Source organism: Caulobacter zeae (assembly GCF_002858925.1).
In the GTDB taxonomy this organism is placed as follows: Bacteria; Pseudomonadota; Alphaproteobacteria; order Caulobacterales; family Caulobacteraceae; genus Caulobacter; species Caulobacter zeae.
The window spans coordinates 78,891-97,844 of the sequence record NZ_PJRS01000023.1; the positions used below are offsets into that span (position 1 = coordinate 78,891).

At 69.4% G+C, this 18,954-nt stretch carries 23 protein-coding genes; 13 read left to right on the top strand and 10 right to left on the bottom strand.

Features of this window, described 5'->3' with window-relative positions:
* Positions 1-182: 182 nt before the first annotated feature.
* Positions 183-920, top strand: a complete 738-nt coding sequence (locus SGCZBJ_RS13765; protein ID WP_101718573.1) for a tetratricopeptide repeat protein — start codon at positions 183-185, stop codon at positions 918-920.
* A gap of 203 nt (positions 921-1,123) precedes the next feature.
* Here SGCZBJ_RS13765 and SGCZBJ_RS13770 read toward each other — a convergent pair whose 3' ends face one another.
* The gene (locus SGCZBJ_RS13770) at positions 1,124-1,921 is read right to left on the bottom strand and encodes a DUF72 domain-containing protein (protein ID WP_101718574.1); all 798 of its coding nucleotides are present in this window, start codon (positions 1,919-1,921) and stop codon (positions 1,124-1,126) included.
* Between the two features lie 334 nt (positions 1,922-2,255).
* Complete coding sequence (rpsU, locus tag SGCZBJ_RS13775) at positions 2,256-2,489, bottom strand: 30S ribosomal protein S21 (RefSeq protein WP_081612876.1); 234 nt, start codon at positions 2,487-2,489, stop codon at positions 2,256-2,258.
* 182 nt (positions 2,490-2,671) lie between these two features.
* On the opposite strand from rpsU, the gene SGCZBJ_RS13780 reads away from it, so the two are divergent.
* Positions 2,672-3,331, top strand: a complete 660-nt coding sequence (locus tag SGCZBJ_RS13780; RefSeq protein ID WP_101718575.1) for a COQ9 family protein — start codon at positions 2,672-2,674, stop codon at positions 3,329-3,331.
* A gap of 140 nt (positions 3,332-3,471) precedes the next feature.
* Here the strand turns inward: SGCZBJ_RS13780 and SGCZBJ_RS13785 are convergent, their stop codons facing one another.
* Genes SGCZBJ_RS13785 through purE form a run of 3 tightly spaced genes read right to left on the bottom strand, consistent with a single transcriptional unit; the run spans position 3,472 to position 5,765 of the window.
* Positions 3,472-4,173: an aspartate/glutamate racemase family protein gene (locus SGCZBJ_RS13785; protein WP_101718576.1), complete on the bottom strand. Its 702-nt coding sequence runs from the start codon at positions 4,171-4,173 to the stop codon at positions 3,472-3,474.
* 1 nt (position 4,174) lies between these two features.
* Positions 4,175-5,269 (bottom strand): 5-(carboxyamino)imidazole ribonucleotide synthase, encoded by a 1,095-nt coding sequence (locus tag SGCZBJ_RS13790; protein ID WP_101718577.1) that lies wholly within the window; start codon positions 5,267-5,269, stop codon positions 4,175-4,177.
* Positions 5,270-5,273: 4 nt separating this feature from the next.
* Complete coding sequence (gene purE, locus SGCZBJ_RS13795) at positions 5,274-5,765, bottom strand: 5-(carboxyamino)imidazole ribonucleotide mutase (RefSeq protein WP_101718578.1); 492 nt, start codon at positions 5,763-5,765, stop codon at positions 5,274-5,276.
* A 252-nt stretch (positions 5,766-6,017) separates the two neighbouring features.
* Between purE and SGCZBJ_RS13800 the strand changes: the two genes are divergently transcribed.
* Both SGCZBJ_RS13800 and SGCZBJ_RS13805 read left to right on the top strand, forming a co-directional pair.
* A complete protein-coding gene (locus tag SGCZBJ_RS13800; RefSeq protein WP_101718579.1) occupies positions 6,018-6,743 on the top strand; it encodes a GGDEF domain-containing protein in 726 nt (241 codons plus the stop codon).
* Between the two features lie 143 nt (positions 6,744-6,886).
* A complete protein-coding gene (locus SGCZBJ_RS13805) occupies positions 6,887-7,339 on the top strand; it encodes a chemotaxis protein CheW (protein WP_058348012.1) in 453 nt (150 codons plus the stop codon).
* A gap of 152 nt (positions 7,340-7,491) precedes the next feature.
* Here SGCZBJ_RS13805 and SGCZBJ_RS13810 read toward each other — a convergent pair whose 3' ends face one another.
* Positions 7,492-8,790 (bottom strand): lytic murein transglycosylase, encoded by a 1,299-nt coding sequence (locus tag SGCZBJ_RS13810; RefSeq protein WP_101718580.1) that lies wholly within the window; start codon positions 8,788-8,790, stop codon positions 7,492-7,494.
* A 140-nt stretch (positions 8,791-8,930) separates the two neighbouring features.
* Here SGCZBJ_RS13810 and SGCZBJ_RS13815 point away from each other — a divergent pair, with 140 nt between their 5' ends.
* The 5 genes from SGCZBJ_RS13815 (at position 8,931) to SGCZBJ_RS13835 (ending at position 10,986) form a co-directional block, all read left to right on the top strand.
* A complete protein-coding gene (locus SGCZBJ_RS13815; RefSeq protein ID WP_165799324.1) occupies positions 8,931-9,338 on the top strand; it encodes a DUF805 domain-containing protein in 408 nt (135 codons plus the stop codon).
* 151 nt (positions 9,339-9,489) lie between these two features.
* Entirely contained in the window at positions 9,490-9,615 is a 126-nt protein-coding gene (gene ykgO / locus SGCZBJ_RS13820) for a type B 50S ribosomal protein L36 (RefSeq protein ID WP_004616427.1), read from the top strand.
* Positions 9,615-10,232: an HAD family hydrolase gene (locus tag SGCZBJ_RS13825; RefSeq protein WP_101718582.1), complete on the top strand. Its 618-nt coding sequence runs from the start codon at positions 9,615-9,617 to the stop codon at positions 10,230-10,232. The genes ykgO and SGCZBJ_RS13825 overlap by 1 nt, the downstream gene beginning before the upstream one ends.
* Positions 10,233-10,308: 76 nt before the next feature.
* A complete protein-coding gene (gapR, locus tag SGCZBJ_RS13830) occupies positions 10,309-10,578 on the top strand; it encodes a nucleoid-associated protein GapR (RefSeq protein ID WP_058348015.1) in 270 nt (89 codons plus the stop codon).
* Positions 10,579-10,629: 51 nt separating this feature from the next.
* Entirely contained in the window at positions 10,630-10,986 is a 357-nt protein-coding gene (locus SGCZBJ_RS13835; protein WP_101718583.1) for a hypothetical protein, read from the top strand.
* 43 nt (positions 10,987-11,029) lie between these two features.
* Here SGCZBJ_RS13835 and SGCZBJ_RS13840 read toward each other — a convergent pair whose 3' ends face one another.
* On the bottom strand, positions 11,030-11,500 hold the full coding sequence (locus SGCZBJ_RS13840) for an SRPBCC domain-containing protein (protein WP_101718584.1): 471 nt from the start codon (positions 11,498-11,500) through the stop codon (positions 11,030-11,032).
* Positions 11,501-11,550: 50 nt separating this feature from the next.
* Between SGCZBJ_RS13840 and SGCZBJ_RS13845 the strand changes: the two genes are divergently transcribed.
* The 3 genes from SGCZBJ_RS13845 to SGCZBJ_RS13855 all read left to right on the top strand — a co-directional run bounded on the left by SGCZBJ_RS13845 (position 11,551) and on the right by SGCZBJ_RS13855 (position 13,095).
* Positions 11,551-11,880 carry an ArsR/SmtB family transcription factor gene (locus SGCZBJ_RS13845; RefSeq protein ID WP_101718585.1) on the top strand — a complete coding sequence of 110 codons (330 nt, stop codon included), beginning with the start codon at positions 11,551-11,553 and terminating at the stop codon, positions 11,878-11,880.
* A 59-nt stretch (positions 11,881-11,939) separates the two neighbouring features.
* On the top strand, positions 11,940-12,593 hold the full coding sequence (locus tag SGCZBJ_RS13850; RefSeq protein ID WP_101718586.1) for a hypothetical protein: 654 nt from the start codon (positions 11,940-11,942) through the stop codon (positions 12,591-12,593).
* An 88-nt stretch (positions 12,594-12,681) separates the two neighbouring features.
* Positions 12,682-13,095 (top strand): hypothetical protein, encoded by a 414-nt coding sequence (locus SGCZBJ_RS13855; protein ID WP_101718587.1) that lies wholly within the window; start codon positions 12,682-12,684, stop codon positions 13,093-13,095.
* Here SGCZBJ_RS13855 and SGCZBJ_RS13860 read toward each other — a convergent pair.
* Both SGCZBJ_RS13860 and SGCZBJ_RS13865 read right to left on the bottom strand, forming a co-directional pair.
* Positions 13,092-14,531: a serine hydrolase domain-containing protein gene (locus SGCZBJ_RS13860; RefSeq protein WP_101718588.1), complete on the bottom strand. Its 1,440-nt coding sequence runs from the start codon at positions 14,529-14,531 to the stop codon at positions 13,092-13,094. The genes SGCZBJ_RS13855 and SGCZBJ_RS13860 overlap by 4 nt on opposite strands.
* Before the next feature lie 72 nt (positions 14,532-14,603).
* Positions 14,604-16,067 carry a sigma-54-dependent transcriptional regulator gene (locus tag SGCZBJ_RS13865; RefSeq protein WP_101718589.1) on the bottom strand — a complete coding sequence of 488 codons (1,464 nt, stop codon included), beginning with the start codon at positions 16,065-16,067 and terminating at the stop codon, positions 14,604-14,606.
* A gap of 330 nt (positions 16,068-16,397) precedes the next feature.
* Here SGCZBJ_RS13865 and SGCZBJ_RS13875 point away from each other — a divergent pair, with 330 nt between their 5' ends.
* Complete coding sequence (locus SGCZBJ_RS13875; RefSeq protein WP_240621506.1) at positions 16,398-16,817, top strand: MmcQ/YjbR family DNA-binding protein; 420 nt, start codon at positions 16,398-16,400, stop codon at positions 16,815-16,817.
* On the opposite strand, the gene SGCZBJ_RS13880 is transcribed toward SGCZBJ_RS13875, so the two are convergent.
* A complete protein-coding gene (locus SGCZBJ_RS13880) occupies positions 16,811-18,784 on the bottom strand; it encodes a transglycosylase domain-containing protein (RefSeq protein ID WP_101718590.1) in 1,974 nt (657 codons plus the stop codon). The genes SGCZBJ_RS13875 and SGCZBJ_RS13880 overlap by 7 nt on opposite strands.
* Positions 18,785-18,954 lie beyond the last annotated feature (170 nt).

An 18,954-nucleotide genomic window follows, 5' to 3' on the forward strand; every position in this document is an offset into this window, starting at 1 on the left:
ACATAGTGGATTGCACTCTCGCAATATAACGACATTAGGCAGACACACAGTGGACGCGCAAGAGGCGGCGTTGCGGGAACCTTCCGAAGCGGGCGGCGAAACCTCGCCCTGGAGCAGCCTCGCCGATTGACGGCCCGGCATGGGGGCCACACATAGCCGGGACGCATCCGGAGACCTTGTTGATGTTCCCCGCTATCGGCCTGTCGCTGATCTTCTCGATCGCCCTCTGCGTTCACGTCGTGCGCTCGGGCCAGGCGATGTATTGGCTGCTGATCATCCTGATGTTCCAGCCGCTGGGCGGGATCGTCTACCTGCTGGCCATCATCGCGCCGGAGTTCATGGGCGGGTCCAAGGCTCAGCAGATGAAGGCCGCCGCCCGCCAGGCGCTGGATCCGCAGCGGGAATATCGCGAGGCCAGCCGCGACGCCGAGGACGCCCCGACCGTCACCAACCTCTCGCGCCTTGCGGCCGCCGCCACGGGCCTTGGCAGGCACGAGGAGGCCGAGCGCATCTACGCCCAGGCCCTGCAGGGCCATTATGCCGACGACCCGGCCCTGATGCTGGCCCGCGCCAACAGCCTGATCGAGCTTGGCCGCGCCGCCGAGGCCCTGCCGCTGCTGGAGGCCCTGGGCGAGCAGGGCGAGAAGAGCCGCACGCCGCAGACCGCCCTGGCCCTGGGCCGGGCCCAGGCGGCGCTGGGCCGCACCGAGGAGGCCGACGTCTCCCTGCGCTGGGCCGCCGCCCACCTGCCCGGCTTCGAGGGCATGGCCCGCTATGCGGTGTTCCTGGGCGAGACCGGCCGCAAGGCCGAGGCCCGCGAGGCCCTGGCCGAACTCGACAAGCGGCTCTCCAAGACCCACCCGCGGTTCCGCCGCGAGGCCAAGGGCTGGCGTGAGATGGCGGCGGCTGCGGCGGGGTGACCCCCTCAGTCGGCTACGCCGACAGCTCCCCCAGAGGGGGAGCATCTAATTGGCGAGGCGTCGGACAAGATCCTCCCCCTCTGGGGGAGGTGGCCCGGAGGGCCGGAGGGGGGCCGTTTTCAGCCGCCGCTGAACGAGTCGACTTCGCAGCCGCTTCCCTCTCCGTCGGCTTCGCCGACACCTCTCCCTTCAGGGAGAGGGTCTCACTTCACCCTATCGATCAGCGCCATGGCCCCATGCGGCGCATTGACCTTCCCCTCGTGGATGATGAAGGCGAAGACGTCGCGCTGCCTGGCGGCCGGAACCGAGGCCTTGTCGATGCGCGGCAGGTCGGCCGGGGCGCCGCCGGCGGCCCAGGTCTTCAGGCGACCGGCCCAGGCGTCGAGCTCAGGCTCGGGATAGGCCGTGGCCACCGCGTCCGAGCCCGTCTGCAGGCGGGCATAGACGAAGTCGGCGGCCTCGTCGGCGAACTCGGGATAGTCGAAGTGCTTGGCGTAGACGCCGGCCACGCCGTGCTCCCTCAAGAGCGCCGGGAAGGCCGGGGTCATGAAGGTGTCGTTGCGCACCTCGACCGCGTGCCGCAGGCGCAGCCCGTCCTTCTCCTTGGGCAATAGGGCGAGGAACGCGCCGAAGTCGGCCTCGTCGAACTTCTTGGTCGGCATGAACTGCCAGAGGATGGGGCCCAGCTTGTCGCCCAGCTCCGTCAGGCCCTGGTCGAGGAACTTGCCCACCGACTCGCCGCCTTCGGCCAGCACCTTGCGGTTGGTGGTGAAGCGCGAGGCCTTCACCGCGAACACGAAGTCGTCGGGCGTCTCGTCGCGCCACTTCCTCCAGCTGTCGGGCTTGAAGCTGGAATAGTAGGTGCCGTTGATCTCGATCGCCGTCAGCTGGCGGCTGGCATAGGCCAGCTCCTCCTTCTGCTTCAGGTCGGACGGATAGAAGTGGCCGCGCCAGGGCTCGAAGGTCCAGCCGCCGATGCCGATGCGAATGTCGCCGCTCATGCGCGTTCCCTTCTTGTTCCGCGCAAACCTAGGCGAGGTCCGGCGATCCGTCGAGCCCTTAGCAAGGGCTGCGGGCTCGTTCGCCAAACTCCTCCCCCGTAGCGAAGCGTGCGGGGGAGGTGGCGCGGCGCCATCGGCGCCGTGACGGAGGGGGCGACGGCCGGCACGGCGCCCAGTCTCGCCCCCTCCACCCCTTCGGGGTCCCCCTCCCCCGCAAGCGGGGGAGGAACCTTTCGGCCAAAACAAAACCCGCGCCGGTCGCCCGGCGCGGGTTTCGTCTGTTTTCGGGTGCGTGGAACGCGGAGGCGCGACGAGCCGCGCCTCGACGGCGCTCTTAACGCGAAGCCTTCTTCGGCATCGGCAGCAGGCCTTCGCGCTGAGCGCGCTTGCGGGCCAGCTTGCGGGCGCGACGGACGGCTTCGGCCTTTTGACGGGCGCGCTTTTCCGAGGGCTTTTCGTAGTGGACGTGGCGCTTCATCTCGCGGAACGAGCCTTCGCGCTGCATCTTCTTCTTAAGGGCCTTCAGGGCTTGATCGACGTTGTTGTCGCGGACGAAAATCTGGACCAGGGGTGACTCTCCATTCGACGGCCCGACCAATTTCCCAAGTCCCTCTTGAGGGGCCGGGCGGGCGAATAAAAACCTTACGCCCTGGAAGGGGTGCTTCCGGGCGACGAGGGGCGGCAGATAGCAGAGCGAAGGGCGCGTGTCCATGCGCGACGAGCGCTAAACACCGGTGTAGACTCGGATTCATGAGCCAGACCGCCGCCGAAGCAACGCAGGATTGGGCCGACAAGGCCGAACAACGGGTTTTGGACGAGGCCCTGCGCCTGTCGCCGCGCCTGGGCTGGAACGCCAGCCTGGTCCGCGCCGCCGCCGCGGCGGCCCAGCTGTCGCCGGGGGAAACCGATCTCCTGCTGCCCCAGGGCCCGCGGGATCTCGCCGCCATCCTGGCCCGCCGCCACGACGCCAAGGCCATGGAATCGCTGGCCAAGTTCGACCCGGCGGCCCTGAAGATCCGCCAGAAGATCCGCGAGGGCGTCATCGCCCGCATCGACGCCGCCGCCCACGACAGCGAGGCCGTGCGACGCTGGGCCGCGTTCCTGGCCTTCCCGACCAACCTTCCGCTGGCGCTATCGCTGCTGTGGGAAAGCGCCGACCAGCTGTGGCGCTGGGCCGGCGACACCGCCACCGACGAGAACCACTATTCCAAGCGGGCCATCCTGTCGGGAATCCTGGTCTCGACCCTGGCGGTCGACCTGGCCTCGGGCCGCGAGTCGGCCCTCAAGCACCTGGACGCCCGCATCGAGGGCGTGATGGCCTTCGAAAAGTGGAAGGCGGGCGTGAAGGCGCCGAACCTGGCGGCGGAGTTTTTGAGCGCCCTGGCGAAGATGCGGTACGCGCGGGGCTAGGAGAGAGACCCTCTCCCTTTGGGAGAGGTGTCGCCGAAGGCGACGGAGAGGGGAGTGGCTGATGAATTTCCAGCACCCCGAAAGCTGAAAACGTCCCCCCTCCGGCCCTTCGGGCCACCTCCACCACAGGGGGAGGATCTTTACCCCAGCGCCCGCTCGACCGCAGCCAGCGCATGCAGGGTCGTGGTGTCGAACACCGGCACGGGGCTATCGACCTGGCCAACCAGCAGCATGATCTCGGTGCAGCCCAGGATGATCCCTTCGGCGCCGGCCTCGACCAGCCGGGCGATGACCTCGCGATAGGCCTGGCGGGACTCGTCCCGCACGACGCCGGCCACCAGCTCTTCGTAGATCACGCGATGGACCAGGGCGCGGTCGGCCTCGTCCGGAACCACCACCTCCAGCCCGAACCGCTCTTCCAGCCGGCCGCGATAGAAGGCGTGCTCCATGGTGAAGGCCGTGCCCAGCAGGCCGACCTTGCGCAGGCCCGCGGCCTTGATCGCCTGCCCGGTGGGATCGGCGATGTGCAGCAGCGGCAGGTCGACAGCGGCCTGAAGCTCGCCGGCCAGGCGGTGCATGGTGTTGGTGCACAGCACCAGGAAGTCGGCCCCGCCCCGCTCCAGCGCCTTGCCGGCGTCGGCCAGGCGGTCGGCCAGCTCGTCCCAGCGGCCGGCGTGCTGCAGGGCCTCGATCTGCGAGAAGTCGAACGACCACATCAGGCACCGGGCGGACGCCGTGGGCCCCCGCCGCGCGCGCACCGCCTCGTTGATCAGCCGATAGTAATGCGCCGAGCTTTCCCAGCTCATGCCGCCGATCAGGCCGATGGTGACCTGACCGCCCACCTCAGCCCTCCAGCGGCCGCAGGCGGTTGACGTGGCCCATCTTGCGGCCGGGGCGGGCCTCGCCCTTGCCGTAGAGGTGGATGCGGGTCTCCGGCTCGGCGGCCAGCTTCTTCCAGGCGTCGACCTCGGGACCGAGCAGGTTGGTCATCTCGACGCGGGCCAGGGCGGCCGTCGGGCCCAGGGGCCAGCCGGCGACGGCGCGGATGTGCTGCTCGAACTGGTCGACCTCGCAGCCGTCCTGCGTCCAGTGGCCGGTGTTGTGGACGCGGGGCGCGAACTCGTTGACCAGCAGCTTGCCGCCGGCCAGCTCGAACAGCTCCACCCCGATCACGCCCACATAGTCGAGCGCGGTGAGGATCTTGGCGGCGATGGCCTCGGCCTGGTCGCGTTCGGAGGGCGTGGCCTTGGCCGGGGCGATGGTGCGGCGCAGGACGCCGCCCTCGTGGTGGTTGTCCGACAGCGGATAGCAGACGATCTCGCCGTTGCGGCCGCGCGCGGCGATCACCGACAGCTCGCGGCCGAAATCGGCCGGGGCCTCGAGGATGGCCGGCTGGCGGCCGATCTTCTCGAAGGCGGCGATGGCGTCGCCCGGACGCTGGATCCAGGCCTGGCCCTTGCCGTCATAGCCCTCGCGGCGGGTCTTCAGGAGGCTGGGGGCGCCGATCTTGGCGACCGCGGCCAGCAGGCTTTCCTCGTCGTCGACCGGGGCGAAGGCCACGGTGGGCACGCCGATCTCGGCCAGGAAGGTCTTTTCGACGACGCGATCCTGGGCGGCGGCCAGGGCGGCCGCGCCCGGCGCGACCTCGCAGCCCAGGGCCGTCAGCTCGGCCACGGTGTCGGCCGGGACGTTCTCGAACTCGTAGGTGACGACGTGGCAGGCCTCGGCCAGGCGCTTGAGCGCCCAGCGGTCGTCATAGGCGCCGACGATCTGGCGGGCGGCGACACGGCCGGCCGGGCTGTTCTCCTCGGGATCGAGGATCACCACGTCGAAGCCGAGGCGCGAGGCGGCCAGGGCCAGCATCCGGCCCAGTTGCCCGCCGCCGAGGATCCCGAGGGTGGAGCCGGGAGGCAGAGGAAGAGCCGGAGAGGCGGTCATGGTCTTAGTCCTCGACGCTTTGCGCGACGCTGTCGGTCTGGGCCGCGCGCTGGGCGTCCAGCCGCTGGGCCAGGGCCGGGTCGGCCAGGGACAGGATCTGGGCGGCCAGCAGGCCGGCGTTCCTGGCGCCCGCCTCGCCGATGGCCAGGGTGGCGACGGGGATGCCGCCCGGCATCTGCACGATCGACAGCAGGGAATCGAGGCCGCTGAGGGCCTTGGACTGCACCGGCACGCCCAGCACCGGCAGCGGCGTCATCGACGCCACCATGCCCGGCAGGTGCGCGGCGCCGCCGGCCCCGGCGATGATCACCTGGTAGCCGGCCGCCTTGGCCGAAGTGGCGAACTCGACGAGGCGCTGGGGCGTGCGGTGGGCCGAGACGACCTGGGCCTCGTAGGCGACGCCCAGTTCGTCGAGGGCGTCGGCCGCCTTCTTCATCGTCGGCCAGTCTGAGCGGCTGCCCATGACGATGGCGACAGGCGGCGCGGACGTGGTCATCGGCGTCTTCCTCGAACGATGGAGGGTATACCAAGAAACCGGGGGCGGCCCCTTGAATCGCGCGCCTTATAGCGGGTCGCCCTTCCAGACCAAAGCCCGTTCTCGGACGTTCTCGCGCTGCTTTCCGCAGGTTGCGGCCGCCTCCTCCACCTGCGGCTTATTGGCGCCCGGCTACCACCGGCATTGTCATGGTTAATGAGAAAACGCAGATTTCCATTTCAGCTTGACCAGAAGTGATTCGCCGCACCTCCGATGAAGATTTCAGGCGCCCGCACCGAAACCTTCTCCGCGATCCGCCGCCGGGCGCTCGCCGACGCCGCCGGCGTCTCGGCCGCGCCGCGCGGAACCGTGACCGTCGACAAGGCCGGGTTCCTGGGCCTGGAGCCCGCCGACCTGACGCCCAAGGTGCAGGCCGCCTTGCAGACCCTGATGTCGGAGGTCGAGGACCTGCGCACCGAGGTCTCGCGCCTGAAGTATCGCCTCAACGAGGCCGAGACCCTGGCCGACATGGACGTGCTGGCCCCGGTGCTGAACCGCCGCGCCTTCCTGCGCGAGGTCCGCCGCGTCTCGGCCTTCGCCCAGCGCTACGGCTCGCCGGCCAGCCTGGTGTTCTTCGACCTCGACAACTTCAAGGCCGTCAACGACCGCTTCGGCCACGCCGCCGGAGACTCGGCGCTGAAAGCCGTGGCCGAGCGCCTGCTGGCCAATGTGCGCGAGAGCGACATCGTCGGCCGCATGGGCGGCGACGAGTTCGCCGTGCTGCTGACCCAGGCCGACAGGGCCACCGCCGAGATGAAGGGCGAGAGCCTGGCCGGCGCCATCCGCGGCGTCCCCGTGCAGTTCGGCGAATGGAGCGCGCCCCTGCACGTCTCGTTCGGCGTGCGCGAGATCGAGGCCGGCGCCGAGCCGGAGACCTCGCTGGCCGAGGCCGGCGCGGCGATGCTGGTCAAGAAGCGGGCGCGACTGGCCGCGGGCTAGGCGCTGGCCGCCCGCGACAATCGGTCTCGCCCTCGCGCACCACGAGAAACTTCAGCATTAACCGTTGTTAAACGGCGGTCGGGCTCTTGTGGCAGGCGAGCGGAGACGTCCGCGCCAGCCTTCTAGACCCCGGGGATTTCCTGATGACCGAACACGCCGAACCGGCCCTCGAGCTGATCTCGTTCTGCATCGGCGAGCAGGAGTTCTGCATCGACGTGAAGACCGTCCGCGAGATCCGCGGCTGGACCCCGGCGACCCCGATCCCGCATGCGCCGGGCTTCCTCAAGGGCGTCATCAACCTGCGCGGCGCGATCATGCCGGTCATCGACCTGCGCAACCGCCTGGGCCTGGGCGTCACCATCCCCGAGACCCGCCACGTCATCGTCGTCGTCGAGTGCCACGACCGCCTGGCCGGCATCCTCGTCGACGCCGTCTCCGAGACCTTCACCATCACCCGCGACCACCTGCAGCCGGCCCCGGACATGGGCGCCGACGAACTGCGCTTCGTGCAGGCCATCCTGTCGGTCGACACCCGCCTGATCACCTACCTGCGCATGGACGACGTGTTCCCGCCGCAGGTCAGCCAGGCGGCTTAAGACTTCTACACTGAGGAACCTCCCCCCGTGGGGGAGGTGATCGCGAAGCGATCGGTGGGGGGAGCGAGTGCGAAATCGGCCGCCTTCTCGGCAGCTGAAAACGTCCCCCCACCGGCCTTCGGCCGCCTCCCCCACTGGGGGAGGTTCTTTCCCTACGAAATCGCCGCCTGGGCCTTCAGCTTGCCCACCATGTCGGACGACAGGTAGCCGTCGGCCGGCAGCTGGCGGCTCTGTTGCCAGGCGCGCAGGGCCTTGCGGGTGCCGGCGCCGATAACGCCGTCGGCGGGCCCAGGATCGAAGCCCAGGCGCGCCAGGGCGATCTGGGCGGCCATGCGGTCGGCCAGCGACAGCGGCTGCTCCACCGGCCAGGACGCCACCAGCGGCCCGCCGCCGCCGAAGCGGTCGGCCAGCAGGCCGATTCCCAGGGCGTAGGAGGTGGAGTTGTTATATTTGCGGATGGCGAAGTGGTTGGGCAGGGCCAGGAAGGCCGGACCAGCCGCGCCGGCGGGCAGGATCAGCCCGGCCGGCGACGCGGCGTCAGCGGCCGTCCAGGGCAGGCCGTCGGCCCTCTTTACGCCCTTGGCTTCCCACCACGAGGGAACCTCGCGCGGCCCTTCTGCCAGGCTGTAGTCGAAGCCGGCCGGCAGGATCACTTCCCTGGCCCAGCCCACGCCGGGCTTCCAGCCGCCCTTGGCCAGCAGGTTGGCGGCCGAGGCCAGGCTGTCGGCGTCGCTGCGCCAGATGTCGCGGCGGCCGTCGCCGTCGAAGTCGACGGCCGTCGACAGATAGTTGGACGGCAGGAACTGGGTCTGGCCCATGGCCCCTGCCCACGAGCCCTTCAGCTGGTCGCGGGTGTCCTCGCCCGAGGCGATGATCTTCAGGGCCGCGATCAGCTCGCCCTCGGCCCAGCCGCGGCGGCGGCCGTCGGCGGCCAGGCTGGCCATCGAGCGGACCACGTCGAAATCGCCCTGGATCTTGCCGAAGGCCGATTCCATCGCCCAGACGGCCAGCAGGATGTCGCGCGGCACGCCGTAGCGCTGCTCGACCGCCGGCAGGAAGGCCAGCTGGTCGCGCTTGCCGCGGCCCACGGCCACGCGGTCGTCGCTGATCACGCCCTTGATGTAGTCGCCGACCGGCTTGGAGAACTCAGGCTGGCGGCCGTCCAGCGAGATGACGCGCGGATTGGGCGTCAGGCCGTTCAGCTCGCGGTCGACCACCGCCTGGGGCACGCCGGCGGCCACGGCCTTGGGCTTGAACTCGGCCAACCAAGCATTGAAGGCGGCGACCTGGCCGCCCGTCTCCACCGCGGTGACGGCGGACGGCGGGGTCGGGGCGGCGGGCGTGGAAGCGACCGGCGGCGGCGCGACGGGGGTCGACGGCGCCAGCGGGGCGTTGACGGTCGTGTCGGCGCAACCGGCCAGCAGCAGAACGAGGAATACGCGTCTATCCATCAGGGCAGGCTACCGGGGTTCGTGCGAAAGCTTCAATCACAAGGACGCCAGGACAAAGTGAGTTCCCGGTTCGCATCGCCTCTCCACAAGCTTTGCTCTAGAAGGCTTCGACATACTTGAGGCCGCGCGAGGGGTTCGACGTGCAACTGCTGAAGGGCCGGATCAACCGCGCCAGCTACTGGGTCATCGTCGGGGTGGCGATCGCCGCCATGCTGGTCTCGGCCCTGGTGTTCCGGCGCCCGCTGCCGGCCGCCCTGGTGGTGATGCTGATCGCCGCCGTCCCGCGCCTGCACGACCTTGGCCGCACCGGCTGGTGGGCCGGCGGCGTGTTCATCGCCCTCCTGGCGCTGTTCTTCGGCGGCGGCTTCGTCATCCCGCCCCAGGCCTACCAGAACGCCCTGGGCGTGGCCGTGCTGGCGCTGCCGGTGCTGCTGTCGGTCCTGGGCGGCCTGCCCGGCCAGACGGCCGACAACCGCTTTGGACCGCCGCCGCCCAAGGGGCTGTCGTTCAAGCCGGCGGTCCCGCCCGCGCCCCAGACGGAGGCTTGAGCGCAACACGGCGCGACGGCTGCGCGCAGCGGGGCCTTGGCCGATTGACTCATCGCCCCGTCTTGCCTATACGCACGCCCTCCGAAACATCCGGATGTTCCGGCGAGCTTGATGGCGCGCCCGAACCTCTCCGCTGACAACAGAGACGGTCATGAAGGTTCGCAGCTCGCTGAAGTCGCTGAAGGGTCGCCACCGCGACTGCAAGATGGTGCGTCGCAAGGGCGTCATCTACATCATCAACAAGACCGACCCGCGCTTCAAGGCCAAGCAGGGCTGATGACGCCGCCTGCGTCGCCCAGGGCCATGCTCTGGGACGTCGGCAACGTCATCGTGCGCTGGAACCCGCGCACGCTCTACGCGAAGATCTTCAAGGAACCGGCCGATCTCGACCGGTTCCTTTCGCATGTCGGGACCCTGGACTGGCATAGCGAAACCGACCGGGGCCTCTCCTTCGGTGAGAACATCGCCCTGCGCGCGGCCCAGTTTCCCGAGCACGCCGAGCATCTGGCCGCGTGGTGGGCCCGCTGGGACGAGATGTTCTCGGGCGCGATCGCCGAGACCGAATCCCTGATCGAGGACCTGGCCGCCGCCGGCGTGGCGCAGTACGCCCTGACCAACATGTCCAGCGAGGCCTGGCCGGGCGTCCAGGCCATGAGCCCCGCCTTCCGCCACCTGCGCGATCCGGTGGTCTCGGCCGTCGAACGCACCATCAAGCCCGAACGCCGGATTTACGAGATCGCCCTGGAACGCACCGGCCTGTCGCCCGCCGACCTGCTTTTCGTCGACGACAGCGCCGCCAACATCGAGGCGGCGCGGGCGATGGGCTTCCACGTCCACCACTTTGTCGATCCGTCCGCGCTGCGACCTGCGATTCAAGCCCACGGCCTGCTCTGAATCGGCTTTCCCTCGGGGCGCGTCCGAACTAGTTTCCGCGCCTCCGGTTTTCAGCCCCTTTTCGCGAGAGATCTCCATGGCCGACGACGCCATCCCGCACGCCGACGTTCTGAACTCCACCGCCCAGGGCCAGCTGAAGTCGATCATCGAGCGCGTCGAGCGCCTCGAAGTCGAGAAGGCCGAGATCATGGAGCAGATCAAGGAAGTCTATCTCGAGGCCAAGGGCAACGGCTTCGACGTCAAGGTGCTCAAGAAGGTGGTCCGCCTGCGCAAGACCGACCGCGCCAAGCGCCAGGAAGAGGACGCCATCCTCGACCTCTACCTCTCGGCCATCGGCGAGATCTGATTTTGAAAAGGCCCTCTCCCCGGAGAGGGCCTTTTTGCTAGGCTGGTCGCCATGCGCGCCAAGCCGCCCGATCGAAAAGCTCCGGACCCTCGCGCCCAGGCCCGAAAGGCCGCGCTGAGCGCCCTCAAGAAGGCCAGGCGCATGGCCGACAAGGGTGGGATAGAGCTGTCGGACTGGGAGGGCGAATTCCTGGGCTCGGTGGCCCAGCGCATCGAGACCTATGGCAGAGCCTTCGGCGACCCGGAAAAGGGCGGCGCCGGCCAGGCCCTGTCGGTCAACCAGACCATCAAGCTCAAGGAAATCACCGCCAAGGCCAAGGGCGAGCGCAAGCCGATGAAGCGCGGCAAGGGCTTCACGCGCAATGGCCGGCCGGAGGCGGCGGTGGAAGAGGCCGAGGACGAGGGGTAGTACGCGCATTTTCCGACCCTCTCTCTTCGAGAGAGGGCTCCCCCTAGAACGCTCCGCCCTCGCGCAGGTTGATGCCGTACTCCAGATAGGCCTTCATCGCGGCCATCATGTGCATCCAGCCGCCCGCGTTGCCGTGCGAGGCCTTCAGGCCTTCGGGGGTGTGGGGCCAGCCGGACTCGCTGATCTTGACCATGGTGTTCGCCGCATCCAGCGCCACGAAGGTCATCACCACCCGGGTGTCCGGGTCGCCGGGGATCGCCGAGCCCCATTCCAGCACGATGCGCTCGGGTGCGACCACCTCGCGCACCACCACCGGATAGCGCTCCTCGAACTCGGGGAACTGCCACAGCACGGTGGTTCCGGCGATCAGCGGGCCGCTGCCCTCGCGCAGGAAATAGCCGCTGAGCTTTTTCGGATCGACGACGGCGTCGAACACCTCGGCGGCGGGCTTGCGGATCTTCAGCTGCACCTCGAAGGCCAGCGGAGTCACATCGGATTTGGCGTCGCTGGACATGGCGGTCCTCCCTTGGCGAACGCCGGCATGTAAGGTTATAATTCTATAACATGTCAAGCGCCGCCCAAGACGACCTGCTGTTCAAGGCCCTGGCCGACTCCCGGCGGCGGCAGATGCTGGACCTGATGAAGGCCGCCCCGCGCACGACGGGAGCGCTGTGCGAGCACTTCGCCGGAACCCTGGACCGCTGCACCGTCATGCAGCACCTGGGCGTGCTCGAGCGGGCCGGGCTGATCGTCGTGCGGCGCGAGGGCCGGGTGCGCTGGAACCACCTGGACGCCGGCCCCTTCCAGGACATCCACGACCGCTGGATCGGCCCCTACGCCCTGGCGGCGGCCGACCTGCTGAACCGCCTGAAACACGACCTGGAAGGCGCGTGATTGCCGAACGCCGTTCGCCGGACTAGCCTCGCCGCCACAGACGGGGGAGGAACCGGTCCATGGCCATCCAACGCGGCGCGACGCGCCCCGTGCTGCTCGTCATCGCCGTCGCCACCCTGCTGGCCGGCACGCTGGACATCCTGGACGCCTTCACCTTCTGGGGCGTGACCAAGGCCGTGCCGCCGCCGCGGATCCTGCAGTCGATCGCCAGCGGCCTCTTGGGCAAGGCGGCCTTCCAGCGCGGCGCCGGGACGGCGGCCCTGGGCCTCTTCCTGCACTACTTCATCATGTCGGTGATGGCGGCGCTCTACGTGCTGGCCGCGCGGCGCCTGCCCGTGCTGGTCCGCCGGCCGCTGCTGATGGGCCTGGCCTATGGCGCGGCGACCTATGTGGTCATGAACTACGTGGTGCTGCCGCTCAGCCACGTGGGCCCGGCCGCCGCCTTCGCCTGGCCGCGCTTCATTAATAACCTGGGGGCGCATCTGGTGCTGGTGGGGCGTTCCCATCGTCCTGGTCGCCCGATGGGGTCAAGGCCAAGCTCCACAAGGAACTCCCGGCGCCGGAGCCGGCGCAATCTGACCGAGCATCTGTGCCGAAAGACACGAAAACAGTCTTTATTTCTTACCAAATACCGTCGTTCGCGAATTGCGATTAAGCTCGCATTAAGATTGATGCGACAAACTGTCGCCTGCGTAAATCATTACAATCATTGAACTAAGTGAGCGGAGCGGCCGAAAGGCGGCGTCGGAGGGGGTCGGTGCGTGGAGGCCGACCTGGCGACCCGTTCACGGGAACGAGACGATGGCCAACACCTACGAATTCCTGCTGCGCCGGAAAGCCGACCTGGAAGTGCGCATGATCGAGGCCCAGCGCCGCGCGCAGGAGCCCTTCGAAGGCGAACTGAAGGCGATCAGCGTGGCCCTTAGCGCCCTGGAGCGCGCCGGCCTGGCCGCCCCCGGCGAACCCGCCAGCTTCGCCGCCCCGGCCCGCCGCGGCCGCAAGCCGCGCGCCGCCCGCGACATGATCCTGATGGTCCTGGGCCGCGAAGAGGCGGCGATGACCGCCCCCGAGATCGTCCGCCAGCTGGAACGCCGCTGGAACCGCGCCCTGCCCCTGGCCGCCGTGCTGCTGGAGCTGCAGGGCCTGGAAGCCGACCACCGCGTCCGCCACGACGGCGCCGGCTGGACCGCCCTGGACGCGGAAGAGGCCGCCTAAGGCTCAAACACGGCGAAGGAGGCGACCTTCCCGTCCGGCGCCAGACGCAGCACGCAGATCAGCTTCGTCTTTTCCCATACGACCTCGTACAGGCTGGCCCTCAGGCCGCCGATCTCGTCATGGCGCAGCTGGACGAAGCCTGTCGGCTCGCCGAGCACCCCGAGGCCGGCGCGGTAGTCGGCCAGGACCGCCCCGTCGAGATGGGCCGAAAGCTCAGGCGTCAGCCGCGAGCGATCGAGAGTCCCGTCCGCCAGCTGCCTGCGCAGCGCCTTCGCCGTCGCCAGGGCCGCCTCGTCAATCGCCGGAGCGGCGGGCGCGGTGGCCGGCGGCGCGGCGGCGGAGGCTTCGGCGCCTGCAGGCAGCAGCATCGCCTCGATCGCGTCGGCGACCTGCCGGGGCGCGGCGCCGAAGTCGGCGTTGGCCAGCACCACGATCGCCGCGCCGTCGTCGGGATAGACCCTGTTCTCGGCCGCGAAGCCGGAGCTCAGGCCGTCATGGCGGACGCGCCGCCGCCCTCGCGCGGTATCGACATAGACCCCCAGGCCGTAATCGGTGAGCGTTCCGTCGTTCAGCCGGGCCGGCGTGGTCAGCGCGGTCCAGGCGGCCGGCGACAGCAGGCGGCCCTCCAGCATGGCCATGTCCCAGCGCGCCAAGTCCGAGGCGGTCATCGCAAGGCCCCCGGCCGCGAACTCCCACCCCCGCCCCACCGCCGGCGCCGCGCGCGGTGAAGCGGTGGCGATGCGGGTGTATGCCGCGACGTCGGCCGACCCCAGCGGCCGCTCGTAAGCCGCCCCAGCCCTGGCCATCCCCAAGGGCGTGAAAATCTCGTCGCTCAGCAAGGCCGGCAGCGACCGCCCCGAAGCATGCTGCGCCGCCAGTCCCGCCACGACGTAGCCCGTATTGCTGTAGGCCCACCGAGCGCCGGGCGCGAAGTCCAGCGGCGCGCCGCCCCATCGCCGGGCGATCTGCGCCGGGTCGACCGGGCGCTCGCCCTCGGCCGGCATGAAGTCGAGCATGAAGTAGCTGTTGTAGCCGGCCGTATGGTCCAGGACCTGGCGCAGGGTGATGCGGTCGGCGCCGGACAGCCCGGCCACATGGGCGGCCGCCTTGTCGTCGAGCCTCAGTTGGCCCTGGTCGGCCAGCCGCAGCAGGACCGCCGCCGTGAACTGCTTGGACACCGAGCCGATGTTGTAGCGCGCGTCAACGTCGGCGGGCGTGGGCGGGTCCAGGCGCTCGAGGCCATAGGCCTTGGCGAAGACCAGGCGGCCGCCGCGCACCACGGCGATGGACAGGGAGGGCGTGGGGCTATCGGCCAGCGCCTTGGCGGCGGCGGCGTCGACCCGGACGATCTCGGCCTGGCTCAGCGGCTGGGCCGAGACGCTGACGGGCAGGAGGGCCGCCAACGCGCCCACCAGCGGTCCAAGGATCCTGATCATGCCCCCTCCACGCGATCATGGAGGGGCAGGAGATCAGTTTACCGATGTAAGTTCAATCGCCGAAAGGCGAGGTCACGAGGCTTCCTTGACGTCGACGTCGATGCCCTGCTCGCGGACCTTGCGGTAGAGGGTCGAGCGGCCGATGCCGAGGCGCCGGGCGACCTCGCTCATGTGGCCGGCATAGACCTCGATGGCGTGCTGGATGAGGTCGCGCTCGATCTCCTCCAGGGTCCGCAGGTGGCCGTGGCCGTCGAGGATGCGCACCGGCGCCTCGCCCAGCGCGCCGGTCTCGGCGTGGGCGGCGGCGGCCTGGATCATCACCGGCAGGGGCTCGATCGGCGACGGCTCCAGCGGCGGGGCCACGACGCCCGAGATGGCCGGGAAGTCGTAGGGTTGCAGGTAGGGCGCGTCGGCCAGCACGATGGCGCGATAGACCGCGTTCTCCAGCTGGCGCACGTTGCCGGGCCAGTCGAAGGCGCAGAGGATCTGCAGGGTCTCGGGCGAGGCCCCGACCACGCGCTTGCCCTCCTCGACGTTGAAGCGGCGCACGAAGGCCTCGACCAGGGCCGGAATGTCCTCGCGGCGTTCGCGCAAGCTGGGCGCCTCCACCGGGAAGACGTTCAGGCGGTAATAGAGGTCCTCGCGGAACAGGCCCTGGGCGACGGCGGCCGACAGGTCGCGGTTCGTGGCCGAGACGATGCGCACGTCGACCTTGACCGACCGCTTGGAACCGATCGGGTCGATCTCGCCCTCTTGCAGCGCGCGCAGCAGCTTGACCTGGACGTCCAGCGGCAACTCGCCGACCTCGTCGAGGAACAGGGTGCCGCCGTCGGCTTCCTTGAACTTGCCCGAGTGCTTGTCGGAAGCGCCGGTGAAGCTGCCCTTCTCGTGGCCGAACAGGATCGACTCGACGAGGTTTTCGGGAATGGCGCCGCAGTTGACGGCCACGAACGGCTTGCCGGCGCGATCGGACGAGCCGTGGACGGCGCGGGCGATCAGCTCCTTGCCGACGCCGCTCTCGCCGGTGATCAGCACGGGAATGGCGCTCTTGGCGGCGCGTTCACCGATGCGCTTGACCATGGTCATGGCCGGCGAGGTTCCGATCAGGTCGGAGAAGGTGGTGCGACCCGAGACGCGCTTGTTCAGGCGGTCGACCTCGCCCTTCAGGTCGCCCATCGACAGGGCGTTGCGGATCGACACGGTGATCCGCTCCGGCGAGGCCGGCTTGATGAAGAAGTCGGTGGCGCCGGCCTGCATGGCCTTCACCACGGTGTCGACGCCGCCGCTGGCGGTCAGCACGATCACCGGCTGGGCGTAGCCGCGCGCGCGCATCTCCTTCAGCGCCTCCTGGCCGGGCAGGCCGGGCATGACGAGATCCAGCAGGATCACGTCGGCCGGCGCGCCGGCGGCCAGGTGCGCCATGGCCGCGTCGCCGTTCTCGGCGTGGCAGACCGCGAAACCTTCGCGCTCCAGCACCGCCTGGATCAGTCGACGTTGGGTCGGATCGTCGTCGACGACGAGCACCGTCTTGGTCATTGAAGGCCATCCACCAGAACCGGCCGCGCCCACGTGGAGAGCGACTCTTGTTGGTTCAGAGTGATACAGGCAGGGGGTAAACACCGGCTTTCGGAGAGGTGTCGCAGACCTTAACAGTGAGCCTTAACAACGGTTTACGCTGTTGGCGGAATTGCCCCCGCGACCAGCCCCCACTCCTCCCCCGCGAGCGGGGAGGGGGACCGGCGAAGCCGGTGGAGGGGGCGAGACTGGGCGCCGAGCTTCGTCCCTCACCCCCTCCGTCACGGCGCGTATCCGCACCGCGCCACCTCCCCCGTTGCACGAGGGAGGAGAAGAGCGCCTCATCCTTGCATGGTCGACGACGAAACCCTGCGCGCCCTGGCCACGGCCCTGCCCGAGGTGATCGAAACCTCCAATGGCCAGCAGGTCGCCTACGAAGTCCGCGGCAAGGGCCTGGCCTGGGGCTATCTGGCACGGCCTGCGCCCAAGGCCAAACGCGTGCTCGTGCCCGGCGTCATCGCCGTGCGCTGTCTGATCGAGACCAAGCAGATGCTGATCGAGGCCGCCCCCGAGCGCTTCTTCGACGACGACCACTACCGCGGCTTTCCGGCGGTGCTGGTGCGGCTGGCGGCCATTGAGACCGACGAGCTGGCGGGCCTGCTGCGCACCGCCTGGACGATCGTGGCGTCCAGGAGCCTGGTTAAGGCCCCCCCAAAAAAAGGATCGCCCCGGATGTCGGGTGACGTCCGGGGCGATGGGTCTTCTCAGTAAGGCAGTTCCGGCGCCGTCTGGGCCGGCGGGGTCCCGGCGGGCGGCGCCGTCGCGCCCGGGTCGGCGGTCGGGGTCTCGCCGTCGCCCAGGATGTCGCCGATCGGGTCCTCGGTCGGCGGCGGGGGCTCGGCCGTGCCGCCGGGGATCGGGGTGGCCTTCAGGCGCGGCAGGGCCGAGCTCATGAACACCTTCCAGATCTCGGCCGGCGGGCCGCCGCCGCTGACGCGCTTCATGGCGGTGTTGTCGTCCTTGCCGGTCCAGACCGCCGCGACGAAGCCGCCGGTGTAGCCGACGAACCAGGCGTCCTTGTAGTCGCTGGTGGTGCCGGTCTTGCCGGCGATGTCGTAGCCGGCGACCTTGGCGCGGCCGCCGGTGCCGCCGTTCACCACCTGGCGCATCATCTGGTTCATGTATTGCAGCGACGGCGAGCCGATCACCGACGGGCGCGGCTGCTTGTCGACGCTGTGGTCGTAGAGGACCTTGCCCGAGGCGGTGCGGATGCGCTCGATGCCGTAGCCCTTGGCCAGGAAGCCGCCGTTGGCGAACGGGGCGTAGGCCTGGGCCATCTCCAGCGGGCTGACCTCGACGGCGCCCAGGGCCATCGACGGGTCCAGCTGGATCTTGCTGGTGATCCCCAAGCGACGCGCCGTGGCCGCCACGTTGCTGGTGCCCACCTCATTGGCCAGGCGCGCGGCGACCGTGTTGATCGACTGGGCCAGAGCCGTCTGCAGGGTCATGGGGCCAAGGAAGGTGTTGGTGTAGTTGCGCGGCTCCCAGTTGCCGATCTTCACCGGCTCGTCGACCACCATGACGCTGGGATTGCGGCCCTGGTCCATGGCGGTGAGGTAGACGAACGGCTTGAAAGCCGAGCCGGCCTGGCGGCGGGCGCTGGTGGCGCGGTCGAACTGGCTCTGGCCGTAGTCCTCGCCGCCGACATAGGCGCGGATGCGGCCTTCGCCGTCGATGGCCACCAGGGCGGCCTGCTGGACGCCCTGCTTGAGGTGGCCCTCGACGCCCAGCTGCACGGCGCGCTCGGCCGCGACCTGGATCGGCAGGTCGAGCGTGGTCTCGACGACCAGGTCTTCAGTGGGTTCGCCGACCAGCGAGCGCACCTGGGCGTCGACATAGTCGGTGAAATACTGGGCGCGCTGGTTGGCCAGGGTGGCCGACACCTGCACCGGGGTCTTGAAGGCCTCGTCGCGCTGCTCGGGGGTGATGGCCTTCAGGCGCACCATCTCGTCGAGCACGACGGTGGCGCGGCGGGCGGCGCGCTCGCTGGCGCTGACCGGCGAATAGCGGGCCGGGCCCTTCATCATGCCGGCCAGCAGGGCGGCCTCGCCGATGGTCAGGTCTTTCGCGGGCTTGTTGAAATAGCGCTGCGAGGCGGCCTCGATGCCATAGGCGCCGGCGCCGAAATAGACCCGGTTCATGTAGAGCGCCAGGATCTGCTTCTTGCTGAACTTCAGCTCCAGCCAGACGGCCAGGATCAGCTCCTGGGCCTTGCGCTTGTAGTTCTGGGCCGGGCTGAGGAACAGGTTGCGGGCCAGCTGCTGGGTTATGGTCGAGCCGCCGCGCTGGGGGCCGCCGTCATGGGTGATGTTCCAGATCAGCGAGCGGGCGATGCCCCACGGGTTGAACCCGAAGTGGTGGTAGAACTGGCGGTCCTCGATGGCGACGAAGGCGGCCGGCACGTATTCGGGCAGGGCGTCGATGTCGACCGGCGGCGCGTACTGGCTGCCGCGCACGGCCAGGAGGGCGCCCGAGCGATCCAGGTAGTTGATCGAGGGCTGGCGGGTGACGTCGTAGAGCTTGGAGGTGTCGGGCAGGTCGCGCGCGAACACCGCGAAGAAGGTGACCACGAAGATCAGCCCCCACACGCCCAGAACCGTCGTCCAGTACAGCAGCGCCTGGAGGGGCGTGCGTTGAGTCTTCGCCGGCTTGTTTCCGCCGAAGGCGCCGTTAGCCATCTGTAACCCTAGGTCTCGTTAGCCCCGCCCGCGTGGCGGTGTCATAGCTCACGACGACCAAACACGCGATAGAATTGACGAGAGGTGAACACGGTTTAACCAAGCGGGGGAGAACCGTGCTGGGCAAGTCCCACAACCAGGAACCTCCCCCTGTGGGGGAGGCGATCGCG